16 protein-coding genes are annotated in these 19154 nt (G+C 70.0%); 6 read left to right on the top strand and 10 right to left on the bottom strand.

Annotated elements, in window-relative coordinates:
* Positions 1-98 precede the first annotated feature (98 nt).
* Complete coding sequence (locus ACGFSB_RS20315) at positions 99-3017, bottom strand: FAD-binding and (Fe-S)-binding domain-containing protein (protein WP_393400910.1); 2919 nt, start codon at positions 3015-3017, stop codon at positions 99-101.
* A 9-nt stretch (positions 3018-3026) separates the two neighbouring features.
* Entirely contained in the window at positions 3027-3470 is a 444-nt protein-coding gene (locus ACGFSB_RS20310) for a MarR family winged helix-turn-helix transcriptional regulator (RefSeq protein WP_393400907.1), read from the bottom strand.
* A gap of 128 nt (positions 3471-3598) precedes the next feature.
* Between ACGFSB_RS20310 and ACGFSB_RS20305 the strand changes: the two genes are divergently transcribed.
* Positions 3599-5416, top strand: a complete 1818-nt coding sequence (locus ACGFSB_RS20305) for an ABC transporter ATP-binding protein (RefSeq protein ID WP_393400904.1) — start codon at positions 3599-3601, stop codon at positions 5414-5416.
* A 46-nt stretch (positions 5417-5462) separates the two neighbouring features.
* Positions 5463-6305 carry an endolytic transglycosylase MltG gene (mltG, locus tag ACGFSB_RS20300; RefSeq protein WP_393401196.1) on the top strand — a complete coding sequence of 281 codons (843 nt, stop codon included), beginning with the start codon at positions 5463-5465 and terminating at the stop codon, positions 6303-6305.
* A 37-nt stretch (positions 6306-6342) separates the two neighbouring features.
* On the opposite strand, the gene ACGFSB_RS20295 is transcribed toward mltG, so the two are convergent.
* From ACGFSB_RS20295 to ACGFSB_RS20270, 6 genes are all read right to left on the bottom strand, one after another.
* Positions 6343-7461, bottom strand: coding sequence for an NAD(P)-binding domain-containing protein (locus tag ACGFSB_RS20295; RefSeq protein WP_393401193.1), 1119 nt, complete (start codon positions 7459-7461; stop codon positions 6343-6345).
* 63 nt (positions 7462-7524) lie between these two features.
* On the bottom strand, positions 7525-8733 hold the full coding sequence (locus tag ACGFSB_RS20290) for an LLM class flavin-dependent oxidoreductase (protein ID WP_393400901.1): 1209 nt from the start codon (positions 8731-8733) through the stop codon (positions 7525-7527).
* Positions 8734-8735: 2 nt separating this feature from the next.
* The gene (locus ACGFSB_RS20285) at positions 8736-9776 is read right to left on the bottom strand and encodes an ABC transporter substrate-binding protein (RefSeq protein WP_393400898.1); all 1041 of its coding nucleotides are present in this window, start codon (positions 9774-9776) and stop codon (positions 8736-8738) included.
* Positions 9777-9821: 45 nt separating this feature from the next.
* Positions 9822-10610 (bottom strand): ABC transporter ATP-binding protein, encoded by a 789-nt coding sequence (locus ACGFSB_RS20280; protein ID WP_393400895.1) that lies wholly within the window; start codon positions 10608-10610, stop codon positions 9822-9824.
* Complete coding sequence (locus ACGFSB_RS20275; RefSeq protein WP_393400893.1) at positions 10583-11479, bottom strand: ABC transporter permease; 897 nt, start codon at positions 11477-11479, stop codon at positions 10583-10585. Before ACGFSB_RS20275 ends, ACGFSB_RS20280 begins: the two co-directional genes overlap by 28 nt.
* 131 nt (positions 11480-11610) lie before the next feature.
* On the bottom strand, positions 11611-11697 hold the full coding sequence (locus ACGFSB_RS20270; protein ID WP_393401191.1) for a putative leader peptide: 87 nt from the start codon (positions 11695-11697) through the stop codon (positions 11611-11613).
* A gap of 101 nt (positions 11698-11798) precedes the next feature.
* On the opposite strand from ACGFSB_RS20270, the gene ACGFSB_RS20265 reads away from it, so the two are divergent.
* Entirely contained in the window at positions 11799-12221 is a 423-nt protein-coding gene (locus ACGFSB_RS20265) for a secondary thiamine-phosphate synthase enzyme YjbQ (RefSeq protein WP_393400891.1), read from the top strand.
* A gap of 308 nt (positions 12222-12529) precedes the next feature.
* Here ACGFSB_RS20265 and ACGFSB_RS20260 read toward each other — a convergent pair whose 3' ends face one another.
* On the bottom strand, positions 12530-13435 hold the full coding sequence (locus ACGFSB_RS20260) for an NADP-dependent oxidoreductase (protein ID WP_393401189.1): 906 nt from the start codon (positions 13433-13435) through the stop codon (positions 12530-12532).
* A gap of 263 nt (positions 13436-13698) precedes the next feature.
* Between ACGFSB_RS20260 and ACGFSB_RS20255 the strand changes: the two genes are divergently transcribed.
* Together ACGFSB_RS20255 and ACGFSB_RS20250 are read left to right on the top strand one after the other, a co-directional pair.
* Complete coding sequence (locus tag ACGFSB_RS20255) at positions 13699-14055, top strand: MerR family transcriptional regulator (protein ID WP_393400889.1); 357 nt, start codon at positions 13699-13701, stop codon at positions 14053-14055.
* A gap of 474 nt (positions 14056-14529) precedes the next feature.
* Positions 14530-16002: a hypothetical protein gene (locus ACGFSB_RS20250; RefSeq protein WP_393401186.1), complete on the top strand. Its 1473-nt coding sequence runs from the start codon at positions 14530-14532 to the stop codon at positions 16000-16002.
* Here the strand turns inward: ACGFSB_RS20250 and ACGFSB_RS20245 are convergent.
* Positions 15983-18445, bottom strand: a complete 2463-nt coding sequence (locus tag ACGFSB_RS20245; protein WP_393400887.1) for a tetratricopeptide repeat protein — start codon at positions 18443-18445, stop codon at positions 15983-15985. The genes ACGFSB_RS20250 and ACGFSB_RS20245 overlap by 20 nt on opposite strands.
* Positions 18446-18626: 181 nt before the next feature.
* On the opposite strand from ACGFSB_RS20245, the gene ACGFSB_RS20240 reads away from it, so the two are divergent.
* Positions 18627-19082: a carboxymuconolactone decarboxylase family protein gene (locus ACGFSB_RS20240; protein WP_393400884.1), complete on the top strand. Its 456-nt coding sequence runs from the start codon at positions 18627-18629 to the stop codon at positions 19080-19082.
* Positions 19083-19154: the final 72 nt, after the last annotated feature.

Genomic DNA, 19154 nt, shown 5'->3' with positions numbered 1-19154 from the left:
GGATGCCTGCGCTGGAACGGATGCCACCCTGATGGGGGGATGGGCGTGGCGCAAGGTACCGAAGTGGCCAGGGAGTTGGATTTATTTCGCGTCGGTGCTCACGGACGGGTCGCGCGCTCCAGTTCCAGGAGGACGGAGTAGTAGTGACGGCCCGTCGCGTGGTCCATGCCGACCTCGCACATGCGGTTCGCCGAGAGATGCGCGTCGAAGTCGCGTGCGGTGACCTCCGCCGCCTCCTTGCGGGTCGCCGACTCCGTCAGCTCCTTGTGCAGCATCCCGCGGTCGCCCGCGAAGGCGCAGCAGCCCGCGTCGTCCGGGACGACGACCTCGTCCGCGCAGACCTCGGCGACGGCACGCAGCTGCGCCTCGTCGCCGAGGTGGCTCATGGAGCAGGTGGGGTGGAGGACGGCGGAGCCGACCGTGCGGTGCACCGTCAGGTGGGGGAGGAGCTCTTCCGCGGCCCAGACGAGGGAGTCGACGATGTTCAGCTCGCGGTGCAACTGCCGGTTGTCTTCGGTGAGATACGGCACGACCTCGTGCGCGATGCCGAGCGTGCAGGAGGAGGCGTCCACCACGAGGGGCAGCCTGCCGCCCGCGGTCCAGCCCCAGGCCGCCTCGACGATGCGATTGGCCATCAGTACGTTGCCTTCGTCGTACCCCTTCGAGTGCCAGATCGTCGCGCAGCATGTCCCCGCGACATCGTCCGGAATCCAGACGGGCCGCCCCGCGCGCGTGGAGACGGCGACCACGGCCTCCGGCAGGGAGCGGTCACCGGGACCGCCGAAGATGCGGTTGACGCACGCCGGGTAGTAGACGGCGCTCGCGCCCACGCGGGTGGTGTGCGGCAGCCTGCGGGCGGCGGCACCGGGGATGACCGGCAGCCACTCGGGGACCAGATCGGGGTGAACGGCCTTGCGTGCGGCGCGGGTCACCGTGGTCAGGAGCCGGTCGCTGATCCTGTCGGCCGCGGCCACCGCGAGCCGGGCGGAGGCCTCGACCGCCTTGAAATTCCTGGCGGCCAGCGCGGCCGCCTTCTCCTCGCGCGGCGAGTGCCTCGCGTGGCGGAAGTCCTTCATCAGGGCGCCCGTGTCGATGCCCACCGGGCAGGCCAGCTTGCAGGTCGAGTCGCCCGCGCAGGTGTCCACGGCGTCGTATCCGTACGCCTCGACCAGGCCGTCCTCGACCGGTGAACCCGCCGCCTGTCGCATCATCTCGCGGCGCAGCACGATCCGCTGGCGCGGAGTCGTCGTCAAGTCCTCGCTGGGGCAGGTCGGTTCGCAGAAGCCGCACTCGATGCACGGGTCGGCGATCAGCTCCACCTTGGGGATCGTCTTCAGGCCCCGGAGGTGGGCCTTCGGGTCGCGGTCGAGCACGATGCGCGGCGCGAGCACACAGTCGGGGTCGATGACCTGCTTGGTGCGCCACATCAATTCCGTGGCCTTCGGGCCCCATTCCAGCTCGAGGAAGGGCGCGATGTTGCGGCCCGTCGCGTGCTCGGCCTTGAGCGAACCGTCGAAGCGTTCGACGGTCAGTCGGCAGAATTCGTCCATGAACGCGGCGTAGCGCTCCACATCGGCGGGCTTCCCCGCGTCGAAGGCGAGCAGAAAGTGCAGATTGCCGTGCGCGGCATGTCCCGCGACGGCCGCGTCGAAGCCGTGCCGCGTCTGCAGTTCGAGCAGGGCGTCACAGGCGTCGGCGAGTCGGGACGGCGGCACCGCGAAGTCCTCGGTGATGAGCGTCGTCCCGGAGGGGCGCGATCCGCCGACCGCGGTCACGAACGCCTTACGCGCCTTCCAGTAGCCCCCGATCGTCTTCGCGTCCCGAGTGAACGCGTTGGTCACCGATGCGACCGGCGCGACGAGGTCGAGCCCTTCGACGACCTGGGCGGCAGCCGCCTCGAACGTCCCCTGATGTGCCGCGTCCGGCGCCCGGAACTCCACCAGGAGCGCGGCCGTCGACTTCGGGAGCTGCTTCCAGTCGGCGGGCACGCCCGCCACGCTGGTCGACGCGCGCAGTGTGTTGCCGTCCATCAGCTCGACGGCCAGTGCGCCCGCCTCGTTGAACAGCGGGACCGCCGCCGCGGCCGCGGAAAGGGACGGGAAGAACAGCAGGCCCGTGGTGACGCGTCGGTCGAGCGGAAGCGTGTCGAAGACGACCTCCGAAATGAACCCGAAGGTGCCCTCGGAGCCGACCATCAGGCCGCGCAGGATCTCGACGGGCGTCGCACCGTCCAGGAACGCGTCCAATCGGTACCCGTTCGTGTTCTTGATCTCGTACTTGGCGCGGATGCGGGCGGTCAGTTCCTGGTCGGCCTCGATCTCCCGTTTGATCGCCAGCAGGCCCTCGCACAGGGCGGGTTCCGCGTGCGCCAGCTGCTCGTCGGCGTCGGAATCCGCCGTGTCGACGACTGTCCCCGTCGGCAGGACGAAGGTGAGCGAGGCCACCGTCCGATACGAATTGCGGGTGATGCCCGCAGTCATCCCCGACGCGTTGTTCGCGACGACCCCGCCGATCGTGCAGGCGATCGCGCTCGCCGGGTCGGGGCCGAGCACCCGCCCGTGCCGGGAGAGCGTGGCATTGGCCCGCAGGACCGTCGTGCCGGGGCCGATGCGCGCCTGCTCTCCGTCGCCGATGACCTCGACTCCCGCCCAGTGCTTGCGCACGTCGACCAGGATGTCCTCGCCCTGGGCCTGGCCGTTGAGTGAGGTACCCGCCGCGCGGAAGACGACCTCGCGGCTCCTGCCGTGCGCGTACGACAGGACGGCGGAGACGTCGTCGATGTCCTCGGCGACGACCACGACCTGCGGCACGAAGCGGTAGGGGCTCGCATCGGATGCGTACCGCACGAGGTCGGAGATCTTCGTCAGGACCTTGTCGGCGCCGAGCAGTGCGGAGAGCTCCGAGCACAGCGGCTCGGGGGTGCCCTTGGCCTGCCGGTCCGGCACCCGGTCGTGAGCCGGGCCCTCCGTGCGCGACGCGGGACGCAGGGCTTCCGGCTTGGGCTCCAGGAACGGCATGAGCTCTCCTCAGCAGCTGCGGGCGTCCGGCACATCGAACAGTGCGTTCAGCAGGCCGCCGAGCTGCTCGCGCTGCTCGGCGTCCAGTGGAGCCAGGATGTCCTCTGCGGCGGCCCGGCGCGCGCTGCGCAGCTCCCTGAGTGCCTTGCGTCCCGCGTCAGTGAGCTCGATGCGGATCACCCGGCGGTTGGTGGGATCGGGGACGCGGCGCACGAGATCGCTGGCCTCCAGGCCGTCGACCAGGCTCGTCACGGCACGCGGCACCACTTCGAGGCGCTTGGCGAGGTCGGCCATGCGGGGCGGCGTCTCGTTGTGCACGAGGGTGCGCAGCAGGCGGGACTGGGCCGGGGTGATGCCGATCGGCACCAGATGGCGCTTCTGGATGCGATGCAGCCTGCGGGTCAGCCGCAGCAGCTGTTCGGCGAGCAGGCCGTCGGCGTCCGGGGTGTTCATGCGGGAACATTATCAGGACCTTGTGCATTGTGAGTATAGGTAACAGTGAGCTATGCTCCATCGCCTAGTCTTCGTCCAGTCATCGCCGGTCCGTGTGCCGGCGGCCGTCTCACCTCCCGTAGGAGCCCATGCCTCACGACGAACCCAAGTGGACACCGCAGCCCCCGGCCCCCGGCCAGGAGGAACAGCCGCGGCAGGTCCGCCGTATTCTGCGCCTCTTCCGCCCTTATCGCGGCCGCCTCGCGATCGTCGGCCTGCTGGTCGGCGCCGCTTCCCTGGTCTCGGTCGCCACCCCCTTCCTGCTCAAGGAAATCCTCGACACCGCGATCCCCCAGGGACGGACAGGCCTGCTGAGCCTGCTCGCCCTCGGCATGATCCTCAGTGCGGTCGTTACCAGCGTCTTCGGCGTCCTGCAGACCCTGATCAGTACGACGGTCGGGCAGCGCGTCATGCACGACCTGCGCACCGCGGTCTACGGCCGCCTGCAGAGCATGTCGCTCGCCTTCTTCACCAGGACCCGAACCGGTGAGGTCCAGTCCCGCATCGCCAGCGACATCGGCGGTATGCAGGCGACGGTCACCTCCACCGCCACCTCCCTGGTCTCGAACCTCACCAGCGTCGTCGCCACGATCGTCGCCATGCTCGCCCTCGACTGGCGTCTCACCGTCGTCTCGCTGCTCCTGCTCCCCGTCTTCGTGTGGATCAGCCGCCGTGTCGGCCGGGAGCGCAAGAAGATAGCCACGCAGCGGCAGAAGCAGATGGCCGCCATGGCCGCGACGGTCACCGAGTCCCTCTCCGTCAGCGGCATCCTGCTCGGCCGCACGATGGGCCGCGCGGACTCCCTGACCAAGTCCTTCTCCGACGAGTCCGAGCAGTTGGTCGACCTCGAGGTGCGGTCGAACATGGCCGGGCGCTGGCGCATGGCCGTCATCTCGATCGTCATGGCCGCCATGCCCGCCGTCATCTACTGGACCGCGGGCATCGCCTTTCAGGCAGGCGGCCCGACGGTCTCGATCGGCACGCTCGTCGCCTTCGTCTCGCTCCAGCAGGGCCTGTTCCGGCCCACGGTGAGCCTGCTCTCCACCGGCGTGCAGATCCAGACCTCGCTCGCGCTCTTCCAGCGCATCTTCGAGTATCTGGACCTGCCCATAGACATCACCGAGCCTGAGCACCCCGTGCGCCTGGACACGATCAAGGGCGAAGTCCGCTTCGAGGACGTCGAGTTCCGCTACGACGGCGACGACGACCAGAGCCGCCCGATACTCGACGGCATCGACATCACCGTCCCCGCGGGCGGCAGCCTGGCCGTCGTCGGCCCCACCGGCTCCGGAAAGTCGACCCTCAGCTACCTCGCGCCACGGCTGTACGACGTGACGGGCGGCCGCGTCACGATCGACGGCGTCGATGTGCGTGACCTGGACTTCGACACGCTGGCCCGTGCGGTCGGCGTCGTCTCGCAGGAAACGTATCTCTTCCATGCCTCGGTCGCCGAGAACCTCCGCTTCGCCAAGCCCGACGCCACGGACGAGGAGCTGACAGCGGCCGCCGGTGCCGCCCAGATCCACGACCACATCGCGTCCCTGCCCGACGGGTACGACACGGTCGTCGGCGAGCGCGGCCACCGCTTCTCCGGGGGCGAGAAGCAGCGCCTCGCCATCGCCCGTACGATCCTGCGCGATCCGCCCGTGCTCATCCTGGACGAGGCGACCAGCGCCCTGGACACGCACACCGAGCACGCCGTGCAGGAAGCCATCGACGCCCTGTCCGCCGACCGGACGACGCTCACCATCGCCCACCGTCTCTCCACGGTCCGCGGCGCGGACCAGATCGTGGTCCTGGATGCGGGCAGAATCATGGAGCGCGGCAGCCATGAGGAGCTTCTGGAGAGGGACGGCCGTTACGCCGCCCTGGTTCGGACAGACGCCCAACTGGAGCCAGCAAGATGAAGATATGCACGGAATGTCTGCATTTGCGGGATAATGTGCCCGCATGTTGCAGACCAAGACTCCGCGCCGGGGCACGATTCGACTGACGCGTCGGGGCCGGATCGCCCTGATCGCGACCGGAGCCTTCGCGGCGGTCACCGCCGTGGCGGTGCCGCTGCTGCTCCCGGACGACAACGCACGTCCCGAGTCCCTGACCATCCCCGAGGGCTGGCGCTCGGGCCAGGTCTACGGGGCCGTCGACAAGGCCCTCGGGGTGAGTGCAGGCACCACGAAGAAGGCCATCCCCAAGGCCGGCCTCAAACTCCCCAGTGACGCGGGCGGCAACCCCGAGGGTTACCTCTTCCCCGCGACATATCCCCTCAGTAGTCAGTCGACTCCCTCGTCCGTCCTGTCGTACATGGTGAACACCGCCACCAAGAGATTCGGCGGCGGTCAAGTGACGGCGGGCGCCGACCGGAACGCGGTGAACGTCTACCAGACCGTCACCATCGCGAGCATGATCGAGGCCGAGGCAGGTTCCAAGGCGGACATGGGCAAGGTCGCCCGAGTCATCTACAACCGCCTCGACCAGGGCATGCCGCTCCAGATGGACTCGACGATCAACTACGCCCTGAACCGTTCGACGCTGCACACCCGCGACCGCGACACAAAGATCAACAGCCCCTACAACACGTACACGCGCATGGGCCTGCCCCCCACTCCGATCGGCAACCCCGGCGAGGAGGCTGTGCGCGCGGCGACCAGCCCCGCGCGGGGCGACTGGCTGTACTTCGTGACGGTGAAGCCGGGAGACACTCGCTTTACGTCGAGCTTCGAGGAGCAGCAGAAGAACGTGGCGGAGTTCAACAAGAACAACAAGAAGAACGAGAACGACAAGAAGGCGTCCTGAGCCGAGGGCCCATCTGAAGGCCGAGAGGGGCGCCGCGTCACACGGTGACCGGCGTCCCTTCAAGCAACCGCTGAACGTCCCGCACGGCCGCCCGCCCCGCGCGATTCGCGCCGATCGTGCTGGCCGAGGGCCCGTACCCGACCAGGTGGACACGGGGATCGGTAGCGGCCCGCGTGCCTTCCACTCGGATCCCGCCCCCCGCCTCGCGCAGCCGCAGCGGCGCCAAGTGCTCGATCGCCGCCCGGAATCCGGTGGCCCAGAGAATGACGTCGGCATCAACGCGCCGCCCGTCGTTCCACTCCACGCCGCTCGGCGTGATGCGGTCGAACATCGGGAGCCGGTCGAGCACCCCGTCGGCCCGCGCCTGCCGGATGGCGTCGTTGACGGGAAGCCCGGTCACGGACACCACGCTCTGCGGCGCGAGCCCCTGCCGGACCCGCTCCTCGACCATGGCGACGGCCGAGCGCCCCCAGTTCTCGTCGAAGGGACCCTCGCGGAAGACGGGCTCCCGCCGAGTGACCCAGGTGGTCTCGGCAGCGTACGGAGCGATCTCCATCAGATGCTGCGTGCCGGACGCCCCGCCGCCCACGACGATCACCCGCTGCCCCTTGAAGGCCTCGGGCCCCGGATAGACGGCCGTGTGCAACTGCCGCCCACGGAAGGTGTCCTGCCCCGGATAGCGCGGCCAGAACGGCCGGTCCCACGTGCCTGTGGCGTTGATCAGCGTGCGTGTCGCCCAGGTCCCGGCCGACGTCTCGACGAGCAGCCGCCCGCCGTCGCCCTCGCGCACCTGGCGTACGTCGACGGGACGGTGCACCCGCAGGTCGAAGCGCCGCTCGTACTCCTCGAAGTACTCCCGGATGACCTCCGACGAGGGCCGCGCGGGGTCGGCGCCCGTGAGCTCCATGCCGGGCAGGGAGCTCATGCCGTGCACTTTGCCGTAGGTGAGCGAGGGCCAGCGGAACTGCCAGGCGCCGCCGGACCGGGGGGAGTGGTCGAGGACGACGAAGTCCCGGTCCGGCTCGAAACCGACCCTGCGCAGGTGATAGGCGCTGGACAGGCCCGCCTGCCCGGCGCCGATGACGACGGCGTCCACTTCTTGTGCTGCTTCTGGCGCTTCGCGCGCTTCGCGTGTGCCCGCGTCCCGTACCCCGATGTCGTTCACGTTTCTACTAACTCCATCGGGGCTCGGGATCTTCCCGCGTCGGCGCGCTCCGGGTCAGCGCCCCCCGGCCACCAGGAGCGGTGCGCCACCCGGAGCGGAAGCCGGACGCCCGTTCGCCGCGGGCACTCCGGACAGCTGGGACGCCGGGATCCGGGGGAGCAGCCCACGCGCCGCCAGGTCCGGGATCACGCCCTCGCCGAACCAGTACGCCTCCTCCAGATGGGGGTAGCCGGACAGGACGAAGTGCTCGACGCCGAGCGCGTGATACTCCTCGATGCGGTCGGCGACGTCCGCGTGGCTGCCGACGAGCGCGGTGCCCGCGCCACCCCGCACAAGACCGACACCCGCCCACAGATTCGGCGAGATCTCCAGGTCGTCGCGGGAACCGCCGTGCAGCGCCAGCATCCGCTGCTGGCCGACGGACTCGCTGCGGCCCAGCGCCTGCTGGGCGGCGGCGATGGTGTCCGGGTCGAGGTCGTCGAGCAGCCGGTTCGCGGTGGCCCACGCCTCGGCGGCGGAGTCGCGCGAGATCGTGTGCAGCCGGATCCCGAAACGCACCGTCCGCCCCTGCTCCTCGGCGAGCCCGCGAATCCAGTCGATCTTCTTCTTGACCTGCTCCGGCGGCTCACCCCAGGTCAGATACACATCCGCGTGCCGCGCCGCCACCGGCCCGGCCGCAGCCGACGAACCACCGAAGAAGACCTCGGGCAGCGGGTCCGGCGGCAGCGCGGTAAGACCGCCCTCGACGTTGTAGTGCTCGCCACGGAAGTCGAAGGGCTTTCCGCCCCACGCGCCCCGCACGACGGACAGGAACTCATCGGTACGTTCGTAACGGCGATCGTGATCGAGATGGTCGCCGAAGCGCCGCTGCTCGGTCGAGTCGCCGCCGGTGACGACGTTCAGGAGCAGCCGACCGCGCGTGATGCGCTGGTAAGTGGCCGCCATCTGCGCGGCGAGCACAGGGGAGATGACGCCCGGCCGGAACGCCACGAGGAACTTCAGCCGCTCCGTGTGCTGGGCGAGCGCGACCGTCGTCAGCCAGGCGTCCTCGCACCAGGTGCCGGTCGGGGTCAGCACGGCCTCGAAGCCCAACTGCTCGGCGGCCTTGGCGATCTGGATCAGATAGTCGATGTCGGGGGCCCGTATCCCGCTCACCGGCGTGACACGGGAGCGGGTGATGCCGCCGTCGGTGTAGGCGTGCCGGTCGACAAGGGTACGGCCGTCGCCGCCGGTCGGCAGGAACCAGTTGAGGTGGACGGTCATCGTCAGGACTCCTTGTTGTACGTACGCGGCTTGCTGGTCGAGGGCGGCAGGCTGCCGTTGAAGCGGGTGTCGACGAAGTCACCGAAGTCGATGCGGCGCGGAATCAGCTTCAGGCCGGTGAAGGTGTCCGCGATCTCCTGCTCGGACGTGACCGCGTTCTTGTCCACGGCCACCGGGACACGCGTGCCGTTGGTGCGCTTGACGGAGGCGAGGGCCACCTCGTAAGGCAGTCCGGTGTCCTTCGCCCAGACCTTCGCCCATGCCTCCGGGTGCTCGTAGACCCAGGCCTGTGCCTTGCGCAGCCGCCTGAGGTAGTCGTCGATCGCCGCGGACTTCTTCTTGTCCTTCAGCGCGTCCGGCGCCGCCACCTGGAAGCTGAGGCCGTTCACCACCCCGTCCCCATCGGTCAGGACGCGCCCCGTCTTCCCTTCGAGCACCTGCGAGGTGTATGGGTCCCAGACGGCCCAGGCGTCCACCTTGCCGCTGGTGAACGCGGCAAGCGCGTCAGCCGGCTGCAAATACTTGACCTTGACGTCCTTGAAGCTGAGCCCCGCCTTCTTGAGGGACGCGACCAGCTGGAAGTGCGCCGACGAACCCTGCGCGACGGCGACGGACTTGCCCTTGAGGTCCTTGGCCTTCTTCAGGGACGAGTCGTTCGGGACGAGGATCGCCTCGCCCGTCGCGGTGCCATGGCTCGCGGCCACCACGGAGATCTTCGAGTTCGCCCCGGCGGCGAAGACGGGCGGCGTGTTGCCGACCGCGCCGACGTCCACGGCCTTGGCGTTGACAGCCTCCAGGAGTGGCGGCCCGGAGGTGAAGGTGGACCACCGGATCTTGTACTTCAGGTCGTCGAGCTCCCCGGCCGCGCGCAGCACGGCCTCCGAACCACCCTTCTGGTCACCGACGTTGAGGGTCAGTGACCCCTTCCCGTCGGTCCGGCCACCACCGCCGGATGAGCTGTTGGCAGAGGAGGAGCCGGAGCAGGCGGCGAGGAGCAGGGCCAGGGGGAGGAGCAGGGCGGGGGCGGCGAGGTGTCGTCGCATGGAGAGTCCGATCGGTGTGGTCGTGCTGTTCAGGGGAGGGGGTTTTCAGGCGGCGGCGGGTGCGTCGCGTGTTGCGTCATGCGTGTCGGGCGGATCGACGCCGAGGCGCAGCAGAAGCTCGGCGCGCAGCTCTGCGAAGCGCGGATCGGAGATGTCGCGCGGCCGGTCGAGATCGATCTCGGTCTCGTACGCGATGCCCCCCTCGTCCATGACCAGCACGCGATCAGCGAGAAGTACGGCTTCCTCGACGTCATGTGTGACAAGCAGGACGGCGCACCCGCGCCGCTGCCACAGTTCATCGACAAGACGCTGGGCCTTGACGCGGGTGAGCGCGTCGAGCGCGCCGAACGGCTCGTCGAGCAGCAGCAGATCGGGCTCGCGCACCAGGGCGCGGGCCAGCGAGGCACGCTGGGCCTCTCCGCCGGAGAGTGTCTTGGGCCATGCGTTCGTACGATGCTTAAGACCGACCTCCTCCAACGCCCGCTCGGCGACGCCCCGTTCGGGCTTTCCCTGCAGGCCGAGCAGGACGTTGCGCCATACGCGCTTCCAGGGCATGAGCCGCGGCGCCTGGAACGCGACGGCCTTGCGGCGCGGCACGAGGACGGTGCCCTCGATGTCCCGGTCGAGCCCGGCCAGGATGCGCAGGAGGGTCGACTTCCCGCATCCGCTGCGTCCGAGCAACGCGACGAACTCACCCGGTTTCACATCGAGGTCGAGCTGGTCGATGACGGCGCGCCCGTCGAAGGAGCGGGTCAGGCCTTGGACGCGTACGGCCGAAGGGGTGCGCGTCGTGGACGTCTTGGGGGTCACCGGCCGGTGAACGTCGGTCGCCATTGCAGCAGCAGCCTTTCGAGGGTGCGGACGATGAAGTCGGCGATGAGGCCGAGGAAGGCGTAGACGATCAGGCAGACGACGATCACGTCGGTCCGCAGGAAGTCACGCGCCTGGACCATCAGGAAGCCGATCCCGGAGTCCGCGTTGATCTGCTCGGCGAAGACGAGGGCGAGCCAGGCGATGCCGAGGGAGTAACGCAGGCCGGTCATCGCCCCCGGCAGCGCGCCCGGCAGGATGACGTGCCGCACGAGCCCCCACCGGGAGAGCCCGAGGGACTCCCCGGCCTCGATGAGCTGCGAGTCGACCCCGCGGATGCCTGCGTAGACGTTCAGATAGAGCGGGAACGAGACACCCAGTGTGATGATGGCGATCTTGGGCGCCTCACCGATGCCGAACCAGATGATGAACAGCGGGATGAGCCCGACGAACGGCACGGTGCGAAGCATCTGCACGCTCGCGTCGACGAGGTCCTCGCCGACGCGAAAGAGCCCGGAGACCAGCGCGAGCGCTGTCCCGACGACGGTGCCGAGCAGCAGCCCCACCGCGACGCGCTGAAGCGACACGCCCATGGCGGAGGTCAGCGACCCGTCCCCGATGAGGTCACCCGCGACGCCTGCGATGGTCCCCGGGGAAGCGAGGACGTCCTTGGTCAACACCCCTGTGACGCTGAGGAGTTGCCACAGGGCGAGGAGTGCGAGAGGGCCTGAGGTGCGGCGGAGCCAGCGGGGGACGCGGGTGCGGCGGGTGGATGAGGGGACGATGGGGACGAGGTCGGACTCGATGGGTGGCTCGGTGCCCTTGGAGGGCGGGGATTTTGATATATCCGAAATGTCGGATTCGGTATCCGGCGGGGCATGACTAATGCTCATGGGCGCTCCACGGCAGGGGCGAGGGATGCCTGAAGGCCTACGCGCGGGACGGAGAGATCAACCGCGCGAAGGCGCAAGCAAGGCAGGGAAAAGCGAAGAGGGAGAGAAGGCTGAGGGGCCTGAGAGGGGCGTCAGCAGCAGCCGCGACGACACGCAGCGGAAGCCACCCGCAGCAGGTCGATGTGACCGCGCGTGGTGAGCAGAGCTGAACGCAACATGCCGCAGAACGTAGCCAGATCGCCCACGCATGGTCAATGGCGTCTCGAAAGGCGGACACCAAGTATCAGCACATGGGAGCGTGGTGAGGGACGATGGACGCATGTCCGACGCTTTCACCACCCGTGTCCTGAACGTCACCACTGGCTCGACCGAGACGATCGTCGACCTCACCCACGACTGTGAGACCTTCCTCCGGGAAGCGGCGAGCGGCCGCGACGGTCTGTTGAACGTCTTCGTCCCCCACGCGACCGCGGGCATCGCGATCCTGGAAACGGGCGCGGGCAGCGACGATGATCTGCTGGCCGCGCTGCACACCCTGCTCCCGGCCGACGACCGCTGGCAGCACCGCCACGGCACGCCCGGCCACGGCCGGGACCACGTCCTGCCCGCGCTGGTGGCGCCTCATGCGACGTTGCCGGTGCTGGGGGGTCGCCTTGAGTTGGGGACGTGGCAGTCGGTGTGTCTGGTGGATACGAACATCTCCAACACCGAGCGGCAGGTCCGGTTGAGCTTCCTCGGCTGAACGGAACCGAACCGTGGCGGTATTCGGCACATGGGTCGCCACAGTTTCACGATCACTCCTGCGTGATCATGAGCACCATTACGGGTCTGCCGCGTAGACACAGGCGTCCACGCGGCAGGCCCGTAACCGTGAGAGCAGGGCGTCATCGCGCGTGCACATGCACGGCACTTCACCGTTCGTGCGGTGTCAGTTGAAGTCGGCGCGGCGCTTCTCGCACCACCACGTGCGGTGGCCCGAGTGGGGGCGGCCTGCTTGACGAGGCGCCACGCAGGCCCGCACGGTGCGAGTTACCTACCCCGTGGGCCTGTTCAGACGCAGATCACGATCTTTCCTCGGGTGCGTCCGCGCTCGGCGTGCGCGTGGGCGTCGGCGATCCGCTCCAGGGGGTAGGCCTGTTCGATACGGGGTGTGTAGCGGCCTTGCCGGCCCAGTTCCGCGGCCGCGGACAGGAGGGTGGAATCGTTCTCCGCGTTGACCACATGCGTACCCAGGCGCTGCCCGCCCGCATGGTCGGCGACCGTCGCGACGCGCGTCGGGTCACCTGTGATCGCGACGAGGTCGTCCAGCGATCCGGAGGCCGCGGTGTCGAGCGCTGTGTCGACTCCGCGCGGGGCGAGAGTGGACAGACGCTGCGCGAGGCCGGGGCCGTAGGTGGTGGGAATGGCGCCGAGTGCGGTGAGGAACTCGTGGTTGCGTTCACTGGCTGTCCCGATCACAGTGGCACCTCGCGCTACCGCGATCTCGACCGCCGCGCTGCCCACGCCACCGGCGGCGCCCTCGACGAGAAGGGTGCGCCCCGCGAGGGAGCCGAGCGCGTTCAGGCCGCCCATCGCGGTCACTGACGCGAGACCGGCGCCCGCGGCCTGCTCGTCGTTCCACGTGTCGGGAGCGTGGGCCCAGGCCGAGAGGATGAACAGCTCCGCGGTGGCGCCGGTGACACCGCCCAGCCCGAAGACGCGGTCGCCGATGCTCACCCCCTGCACTCCGTCACCGATCTCGTCGACCACCCCGGCGGCGTCGCGCCCGGGAACGGCGGGTAGTTCCAGGGGAATCAGCTGCTGAAGGGCGCCGGCGCGCAGCTTCCAGTCGATGGGATTGACACTGGCCGCCGCGACGCGGACACGGATCTCACCAACTCCGGGGTGCGGGTCGGGGGCCTGCTCGATCACCAGGCTCTCCGCTCCGCCGTATTCGTGGAACCGGGCTGCGCGCATCATGGTCTGCCTTACTTTGACGGGCCGGAATGACGTGTTCATCCGACGCTCGTCACTCTAGAACCTGACGTTGACGTGAGGTGCAAGCCGCAACTGCCGCCCGGCCGGAGGAGGGTGGGCGCGGATGGGTGAGGTTGCCGAGCGGGCGGGGGTGAGCGGCGTGGGGGCCTGCGCCACTACGAGGCTGCCCCGGAGCCGGTACTGCTAGCCTAAAGAACCTGACGTCAACGTGAGGTATGAGCGGGAAGGGAGCGGCCGGCGTCATGCGCATCGGACAGCTTGCCAGGCGGTCAGGGGTCAGCGTGCGGGCCCTGCGCTACTACGAGGAGCAGCGGCTCCTTGAATCGGCGCGGACCTCCGGTGGGCAGCGTGACTATCCCGACGAAGCCCTGGAGCGGGTCCAGCTCATCCAGGACCTCTTCGCGGCAGGCCTCTCCAGTCGTACCGTCGTCGAACTCCTGCCGTGCGTGAGCACCGGCGTCGCGACCCCCGCCATGCTCGACCAGCTCGTCACCGAACACGACCGCATCGCCGCACGCATCGAGGACCTGACCCGGGCCAAGACCAAACTCGGCCGCGTGATCGAGAATGTGGCCGCGGCGAACGTGGCGCAGGACTGATCAACCCGTCGCGAGGGGTGGGGCCCCGACCTGTCCGGCAGCTACCGGGCACTGGCCGATCACGGGAAGCCCCAGTCGTATCCGGAGGCGTCGAAACAGCGTTCGTCGCTCTCGCTGCCCCGGACACACGCCGGGCAGCGGTGGGCAGGGCGGGCCAGCAGAGCAGGCCACGGCTGCGCGCTGCTCCGGATAGACGCAGATCTCCCCCTTGCCGGTGATGTCGTCGAGATGCTCGCCCGGCCGCATGGGCGGGGCCGGTGCCCAGGGGTGACGTGTTCGACGTGCCGGCCCTTGCCGATCTTCGTCCTGCGCTCCTGAAGAGAGCGGGTTACTTTGACCAGGTTTTCACCGATTTCGGTTCATCCACCCTACGCCCTGTAGGGCGACGAAGACCCTGCTGCTTGTGGGGGCGAAAGGTGGGCGATGGTCAAGACCTTGAGTGTCCCGCGCGTCGAAATGGAGCACGGCGGCCCGATGCCCGCCGTGCGCGCCCCGCGACGCACCGGAGGCCGACGCTGGCCGGCGGCCGTGGCGGCCGTCTTCGTGCTGGCCCAACTGGCACTCGTGCGGCCCGGGATGGGTCTCGGCTGGGATGAGGCGGTGTATGTCAGCCAGGTCAGTGGTCATGCCCCGTCGGCGTTCTTCAGCGCACCCCGCTCCCGTGGGATCTCCCTCCTTGTCGCGCCGATCGCCTCGTGGTCGTCGTCCACCTCCCTCCTGCGGATCTATCTCGCTCTGCTGTCCGGACTCGGCCTGTACCTGGCGCTGCGCGCCTGGCGCGGGCTGTTCCCCGTGCGGGTGGTGGCCCTCGGCGGCGCCCTGTTCGCGTCGCTCTGGGTGACCGTGTTCTACGGCCCGGAGGTCATGCCCAACTACTGGGTCGCGATCGGCGCCCTGACGGGTGTCGGCTACTTCCTGCGCGCCCATGCGGACCGCTTCGACCGGGCCGCGCTGTGGGGCGTGGGCGCGAGCGCGGCGTTGATGGCGTGGATGCGGCCCATCGACGCCGTCTGGGTGACCCTCCCGCTGCTCGCTCTGGTCGTGTGCGTCCGGCGATGGCGGCGAGCGCGGCTCCTTGCGGCGCTCTTCGCGGGGCTTGGGACGGGGGCTGTCGGCTGGGTCGCCGAGGCGTACGTCAGTTTCGGTGGTCTGGGCGCGCGACTGGCTGATGCCTCCCGGATCCAGGGCGGCCTCGGCTGGAACATCGCCATCGGCGACCAGCTGCGCAGCCTGGGCGGCACCACCCTGTGCCGGCCGTGCTCCAGTTCCCTTCCGGGGGTGGAAGTGGTCGCGTGGTGGGTAGCCCTGCCGTTGCTCGCCGCACTGGGGCTCGCGGTCGCGGTCAGGGCCCGGCGCACCGCGCACACACTCCTGCCGCTGGCCTGCGCCACGACGGCGAGCATCCCGTACCTGTTCATGATCGGATACGCCGCGCCGCGCTTCCTGCTGCCCTTCTACGCGCTGCTTGCCATCCCGGTCGCCGACGCCCTCGTCCACCTGGTCACCACCCCTCGCCCAGCGTGGCGACCGGTGGTCCTGACGCTGGTGGCGTTGGTCGGCGCCGGGCATCTGGCCGTGCAGTACGCCGTGTTGGAGAACGCCGTCGACCGCTCCACCAACGGCCGCAGGGACTGGGCCCGCACGGCATCCGAGCTCCATCGTCTCGGCGTACGGCCGCCGTGCCTGCTGACCGGGGACGAGGCCCTGCCGATCGCCTTCTACGCCGGGTGCTCCTCCGCTCAGACACAGGGCCACAACGCCAGCGCCACCCGGGCGGACATCCTGCGGACCGCACGGCACACGCCGACGGCCACCCTGGCCGCGGCGGAGGACGAGCCGCCGGAGTACGCCCGCGACTGGCCGTCCCACTGGTTCGGGGACCGGCGCATCCAGGTGAGCCCCGCGGCAGGCGCCCGGCCCGCCCGGCTCAGCGAACCGCGGGGCTGAGCTCCCGCAGGACCGCCTGTCCCGTCGCGCGGTGTTCGGCGGCCGCGGCCGGATCCGTCTCGTCGAGCACGGTCGCGACTCCCTCGTGGGCCAGCGCTTCCTCGTACCGGTAGCCAAGGCGCGGGGCAAGATCCAGGGTCTGCTGGTGCAGTCGCAGGGCCTCCTGGGGCAGTCCCGCGAGCCGGCAGGTCTCGGCGTACCCGTTGAGGAAGCGGACTTTCCAGTGTTCCTCGAACAGCTCGTCCAGGAGCGCGAACGCTTCCCGGTGGCTGGCCAGCGCCTCTTCGTAGCGGCCCATGTGCCTGAGCGCGACACCCAGGCAGTTGAGGCACCACGCCTCGTTGTTGAGGTGCCCGTCGTCGCGGGCATGGGCCAGCGCCTGCCGCAGGTGGTGTGCCGCCTCGTCGGGTTCCTCATGGGCGATGGCCACACCGAGGGTGATCCGCGCCGTCAGCGTGGGCGGCCAGGCGGGGTCGGTGTGGGGGACGGCAAGGACCTCCCGGGCCCGCTGTGCCGCCTCCTCACGGTGTCCCAACTGCAGCATCGCCCAGGCCTCCGAGGCGGCGGCGTAGGCCGAGCCCGTCGGGCAACCGGCCTGCTCATACAGCTTTCCCGCGAGCCTGAAGAGTTCGAGCGGCTCCTCGACGTGCCCCTCGTCCCACTTCAGATAGCCGCGACGCAGGGCCAGTTCCGCCGCCGACCCCACGTCCCCCGCCTGGGACAGCCGCGGCTGTGCAGCCTCGTACGCGGCGTCGGCCTCCGCCATCCGGCCCGCGTTGTAGCGCGCGAAGCCCAGGTCGCTGTGTGCGTCGGCCAGCTGGAGCGGATCGCCCAGGCGCTCGGCGGCGGCAAGCGACCGTTCGAAGAGGGCGTTGAGGTGCGTCGTGCCGCAGCGCCGCGCGAAGTACGCCCGCAGGAAGCGGGGCAGCTCACACACATGGGCGTCGGCCCCGATGGCGTCCGCGATCTCGAAGGCGGCCACCAGGTTCTCGTACTCCGCGACGAGCCAGGCGAACGCCGCGTTCTTGTCCGGGAACCGCGGCAGCGCGGCCGGAGCATGGCCCGCGGACGCCGGTCGGCCGGGGGACAGGAACGGCATCGCGGCGTCGGCGGCGGCCGCCGCGTGTACGTAATAGTCGAGGAAACGGCCGAGCGCACGCTCTCTCTCGGCCGGTGAGTCCTGTTCGGCGCAGGACCGCCGCGCGTGCTGGTGCACCAGATCGTGCAGCCGGTAGCGGCCCGCAGTCGACTCCTGTACGAGGTGCGTGTCGACCAGGTCCTCCAGCATCGCTCGCGCGCTGGGCAGCGGTACGTCCGCGAGCGCCGCCGCCAGGTACTCGTCGAACGAGCCCCCTGGGAGCAGACCGAGGAGCCGGAACAGGCGGGCCTGGGACCGGTCCAACTGCCGTACGGACATGGCGAACGCGGTGTCGAACTCGCTCGATCCCTCGGCCATCCGCTCGACGAGGATGCCCACGGTCCAGCCCGGCCGGTGCCGCAGCCGGGCCGCGGCAAGGCGCAGGGCCAGCGGCAGATGGCCGCAAAGGCGCAGCACCTCGGCGGCGGAATCCGGGTCGCGGGCCAGCCGTCCGTCAGGGCCGCTCGGTTCGCCGCTGGCACGGGCAAGGAGCTCCGCGCTCTCCTGCGGGCTCAGCACGTCGAGGGACACCGGGGGCACCTCGTCCAGCCCGATGAGCCGGTTGCGGCTGGTGATCAGGGCGACGGAGGGGCCTGCGCCGGGCAGCAGCGGCCGTACCTGGTCGGCGTCGGCGGCGTTGTCGATCACCACGACGACCCGGCGGCCCGCCAGCTCCGAGCGCCAGCAGGCAGCCAGTTGCTCTACGCCCTCCCGCGGCACCTTCTCGGACGGGACGTCGAGTGCACCGAGCAGCATCCGCAGCGCGGAGTCGGGGTCGAGGGGTTCGCGGCCCTCGGTGAACCCGTGCAGGTCCACATAGAGCTGGGCATCCGCGTCCGGACAGTCGGCGGCGAGCCGGTGCGCCGCGTGTATCGCGAGGCAGGTCTTGCCGACACCGGCCATGCCGTCGACGGCTACCACCCGGTGGCTGTCCACCGCGGCAAGTACGGCGGCGAGCTGGGCCTCGCGACCGGTGAAGTCGGCCACGTCGCGGGGCAGGTCGTTTCGGGGTGTCGGCCGTCCCTGGCGGCTGGACTTCGGGGGCGCGGGGAGCGGGCTGGCGGACCGCTCCCACAGGGGGCGCAGCGGACGGGGGTCGCGTTTGACGAGGCGACAGAGGGCGATCACCGCGGGCCACGGTGGCACGGTCCGGCCACTGAGGTAGCGCGAGAGCGACGAGGAGCTGAGGCCGGTGTCCCGCGCGAGGGCCCGTACGCCGAGCCCGGACAGCTCTTGGATCAGGCGCAGCCGTGCTGCCAGCTCGTTCTGCGGGTCTGCCGTAGCCGTCCGCTGTGGCCCATCCATCACGTGCCCACCCCCGTGTCCCGTCGCGGCAGAAACCTACCGGGCCATGTCGCCGCTGCTCAAGGCTGTTCCAGCTGTCCCACGGTGTCCCATCGCCGTGGTCGTGGCGAGCGTACTCGGCTGATATGGAGTCACACCCCGAGGGAACGGGGCACCGGACAACAACGAGGAGCGAACCGAGATGCAGTCCCGCATGAAGAACCCCGCCGCCGTCCTGCCCGACGCGATGCAGCCCATCCAGACACTCTTCAAGGCCGTGCACTCCGGTGGCGTCGACGCGCAGACGCTGGAGCTCGTGCACCTGCGGGTCAGCCAGATCAACGGCTGCAGCGCTTGTGTGGACGGCGGCGCGAAGTCGGCCCGCAAGGCGGGCGTGAGCGACGAGCGGCTCGCCACGGTCGCCGCCTGGCGCGAGGCGCCGTACTTCACCGAGCCGGAGCGGGCGGCGCTCGAGCTCGCCGAGGCCGCGACGCGGCTCGCGGACCGTCCCGACGCGGTGAACGACGAGGTGTGGGACGCGGCCGCGACCCACTTCGACGAGAAGCAGCTGGCCGCTCTCGTCCTGATGGTCGGCGTCACCAACCTGTTCAACCGGCTCAACGCCTCGACCCGCCAGATCGCGGGCGCGTGGGGATGAGGGCACGGTCTCTGGCCCCTTCGCACCTCACCTCGTGATCGGGCCCAGGGGTTCAACCCTGGGCCCGTGTGC

The sequence above is a fragment of the Streptomyces sp. NPDC048441 genome, assembly GCF_043200235.1.
Classification (GTDB): Bacteria; Actinomycetota; Actinomycetes; order Streptomycetales; family Streptomycetaceae; genus Streptomyces.
The sequence above is the reverse complement of the archived record's forward strand: the minus strand, read 5'-3'. Positions and strand labels throughout refer to the sequence as shown.

Bases quoted from the DNA above. Each gene is read 5' to 3' on its own strand.
- ACGFSB_RS20250 (WP_393401186.1), top strand. From the start codon at position 14,530: ATGCCCGCCGTGCGCGCCCCGCGACGCACCGGAGGCCGACGCTGGCCG.
- ACGFSB_RS20285 (WP_393400898.1), bottom strand. From the start codon at position 9,776: ATGCGACGACACCTCGCCGCCCCCGCCCTGCTCCTCCCCCTGGCCCTG.
- ACGFSB_RS20310 (WP_393400907.1), bottom strand. From the start codon at position 3,470: ATGAACACCCCGGACGCCGACGGCCTGCTCGCCGAACAGCTGCTGCGG.
- ACGFSB_RS20240 (WP_393400884.1), top strand. From the start codon at position 18,627: ATGCAGTCCCGCATGAAGAACCCCGCCGCCGTCCTGCCCGACGCGATG.
- ACGFSB_RS20315 (WP_393400910.1), bottom strand. From the start codon at position 3,017: ATGCCGTTCCTGGAGCCCAAGCCGGAAGCCCTGCGTCCCGCGTCGCGC.
- ACGFSB_RS20275 (WP_393400893.1), bottom strand. From the start codon at position 11,479: ATGAGCATTAGTCATGCCCCGCCGGATACCGAATCCGACATTTCGGAT.
- ACGFSB_RS20260 (WP_393401189.1), bottom strand. From the start codon at position 13,435: ATGCGCGCAGCCCGGTTCCACGAATACGGCGGAGCGGAGAGCCTGGTG.
- ACGFSB_RS20245 (WP_393400887.1), bottom strand. From the start codon at position 18,445: ATGGATGGGCCACAGCGGACGGCTACGGCAGACCCGCAGAACGAGCTG.
- ACGFSB_RS20255 (WP_393400889.1), top strand. From the start codon at position 13,699: ATGCGCATCGGACAGCTTGCCAGGCGGTCAGGGGTCAGCGTGCGGGCC.
- ACGFSB_RS20270 (WP_393401191.1), bottom strand. From the start codon at position 11,697: ATGTTGCGTTCAGCTCTGCTCACCACGCGCGGTCACATCGACCTGCTG.
- ACGFSB_RS20290 (WP_393400901.1), bottom strand. From the start codon at position 8,733: ATGACCGTCCACCTCAACTGGTTCCTGCCGACCGGCGGCGACGGCCGT.
- ACGFSB_RS20305 (WP_393400904.1), top strand. From the start codon at position 3,599: ATGCCTCACGACGAACCCAAGTGGACACCGCAGCCCCCGGCCCCCGGC.
- ACGFSB_RS20280 (WP_393400895.1), bottom strand. From the start codon at position 10,610: ATGGCGACCGACGTTCACCGGCCGGTGACCCCCAAGACGTCCACGACG.
- ACGFSB_RS20265 (WP_393400891.1), top strand. From the start codon at position 11,799: ATGTCCGACGCTTTCACCACCCGTGTCCTGAACGTCACCACTGGCTCG.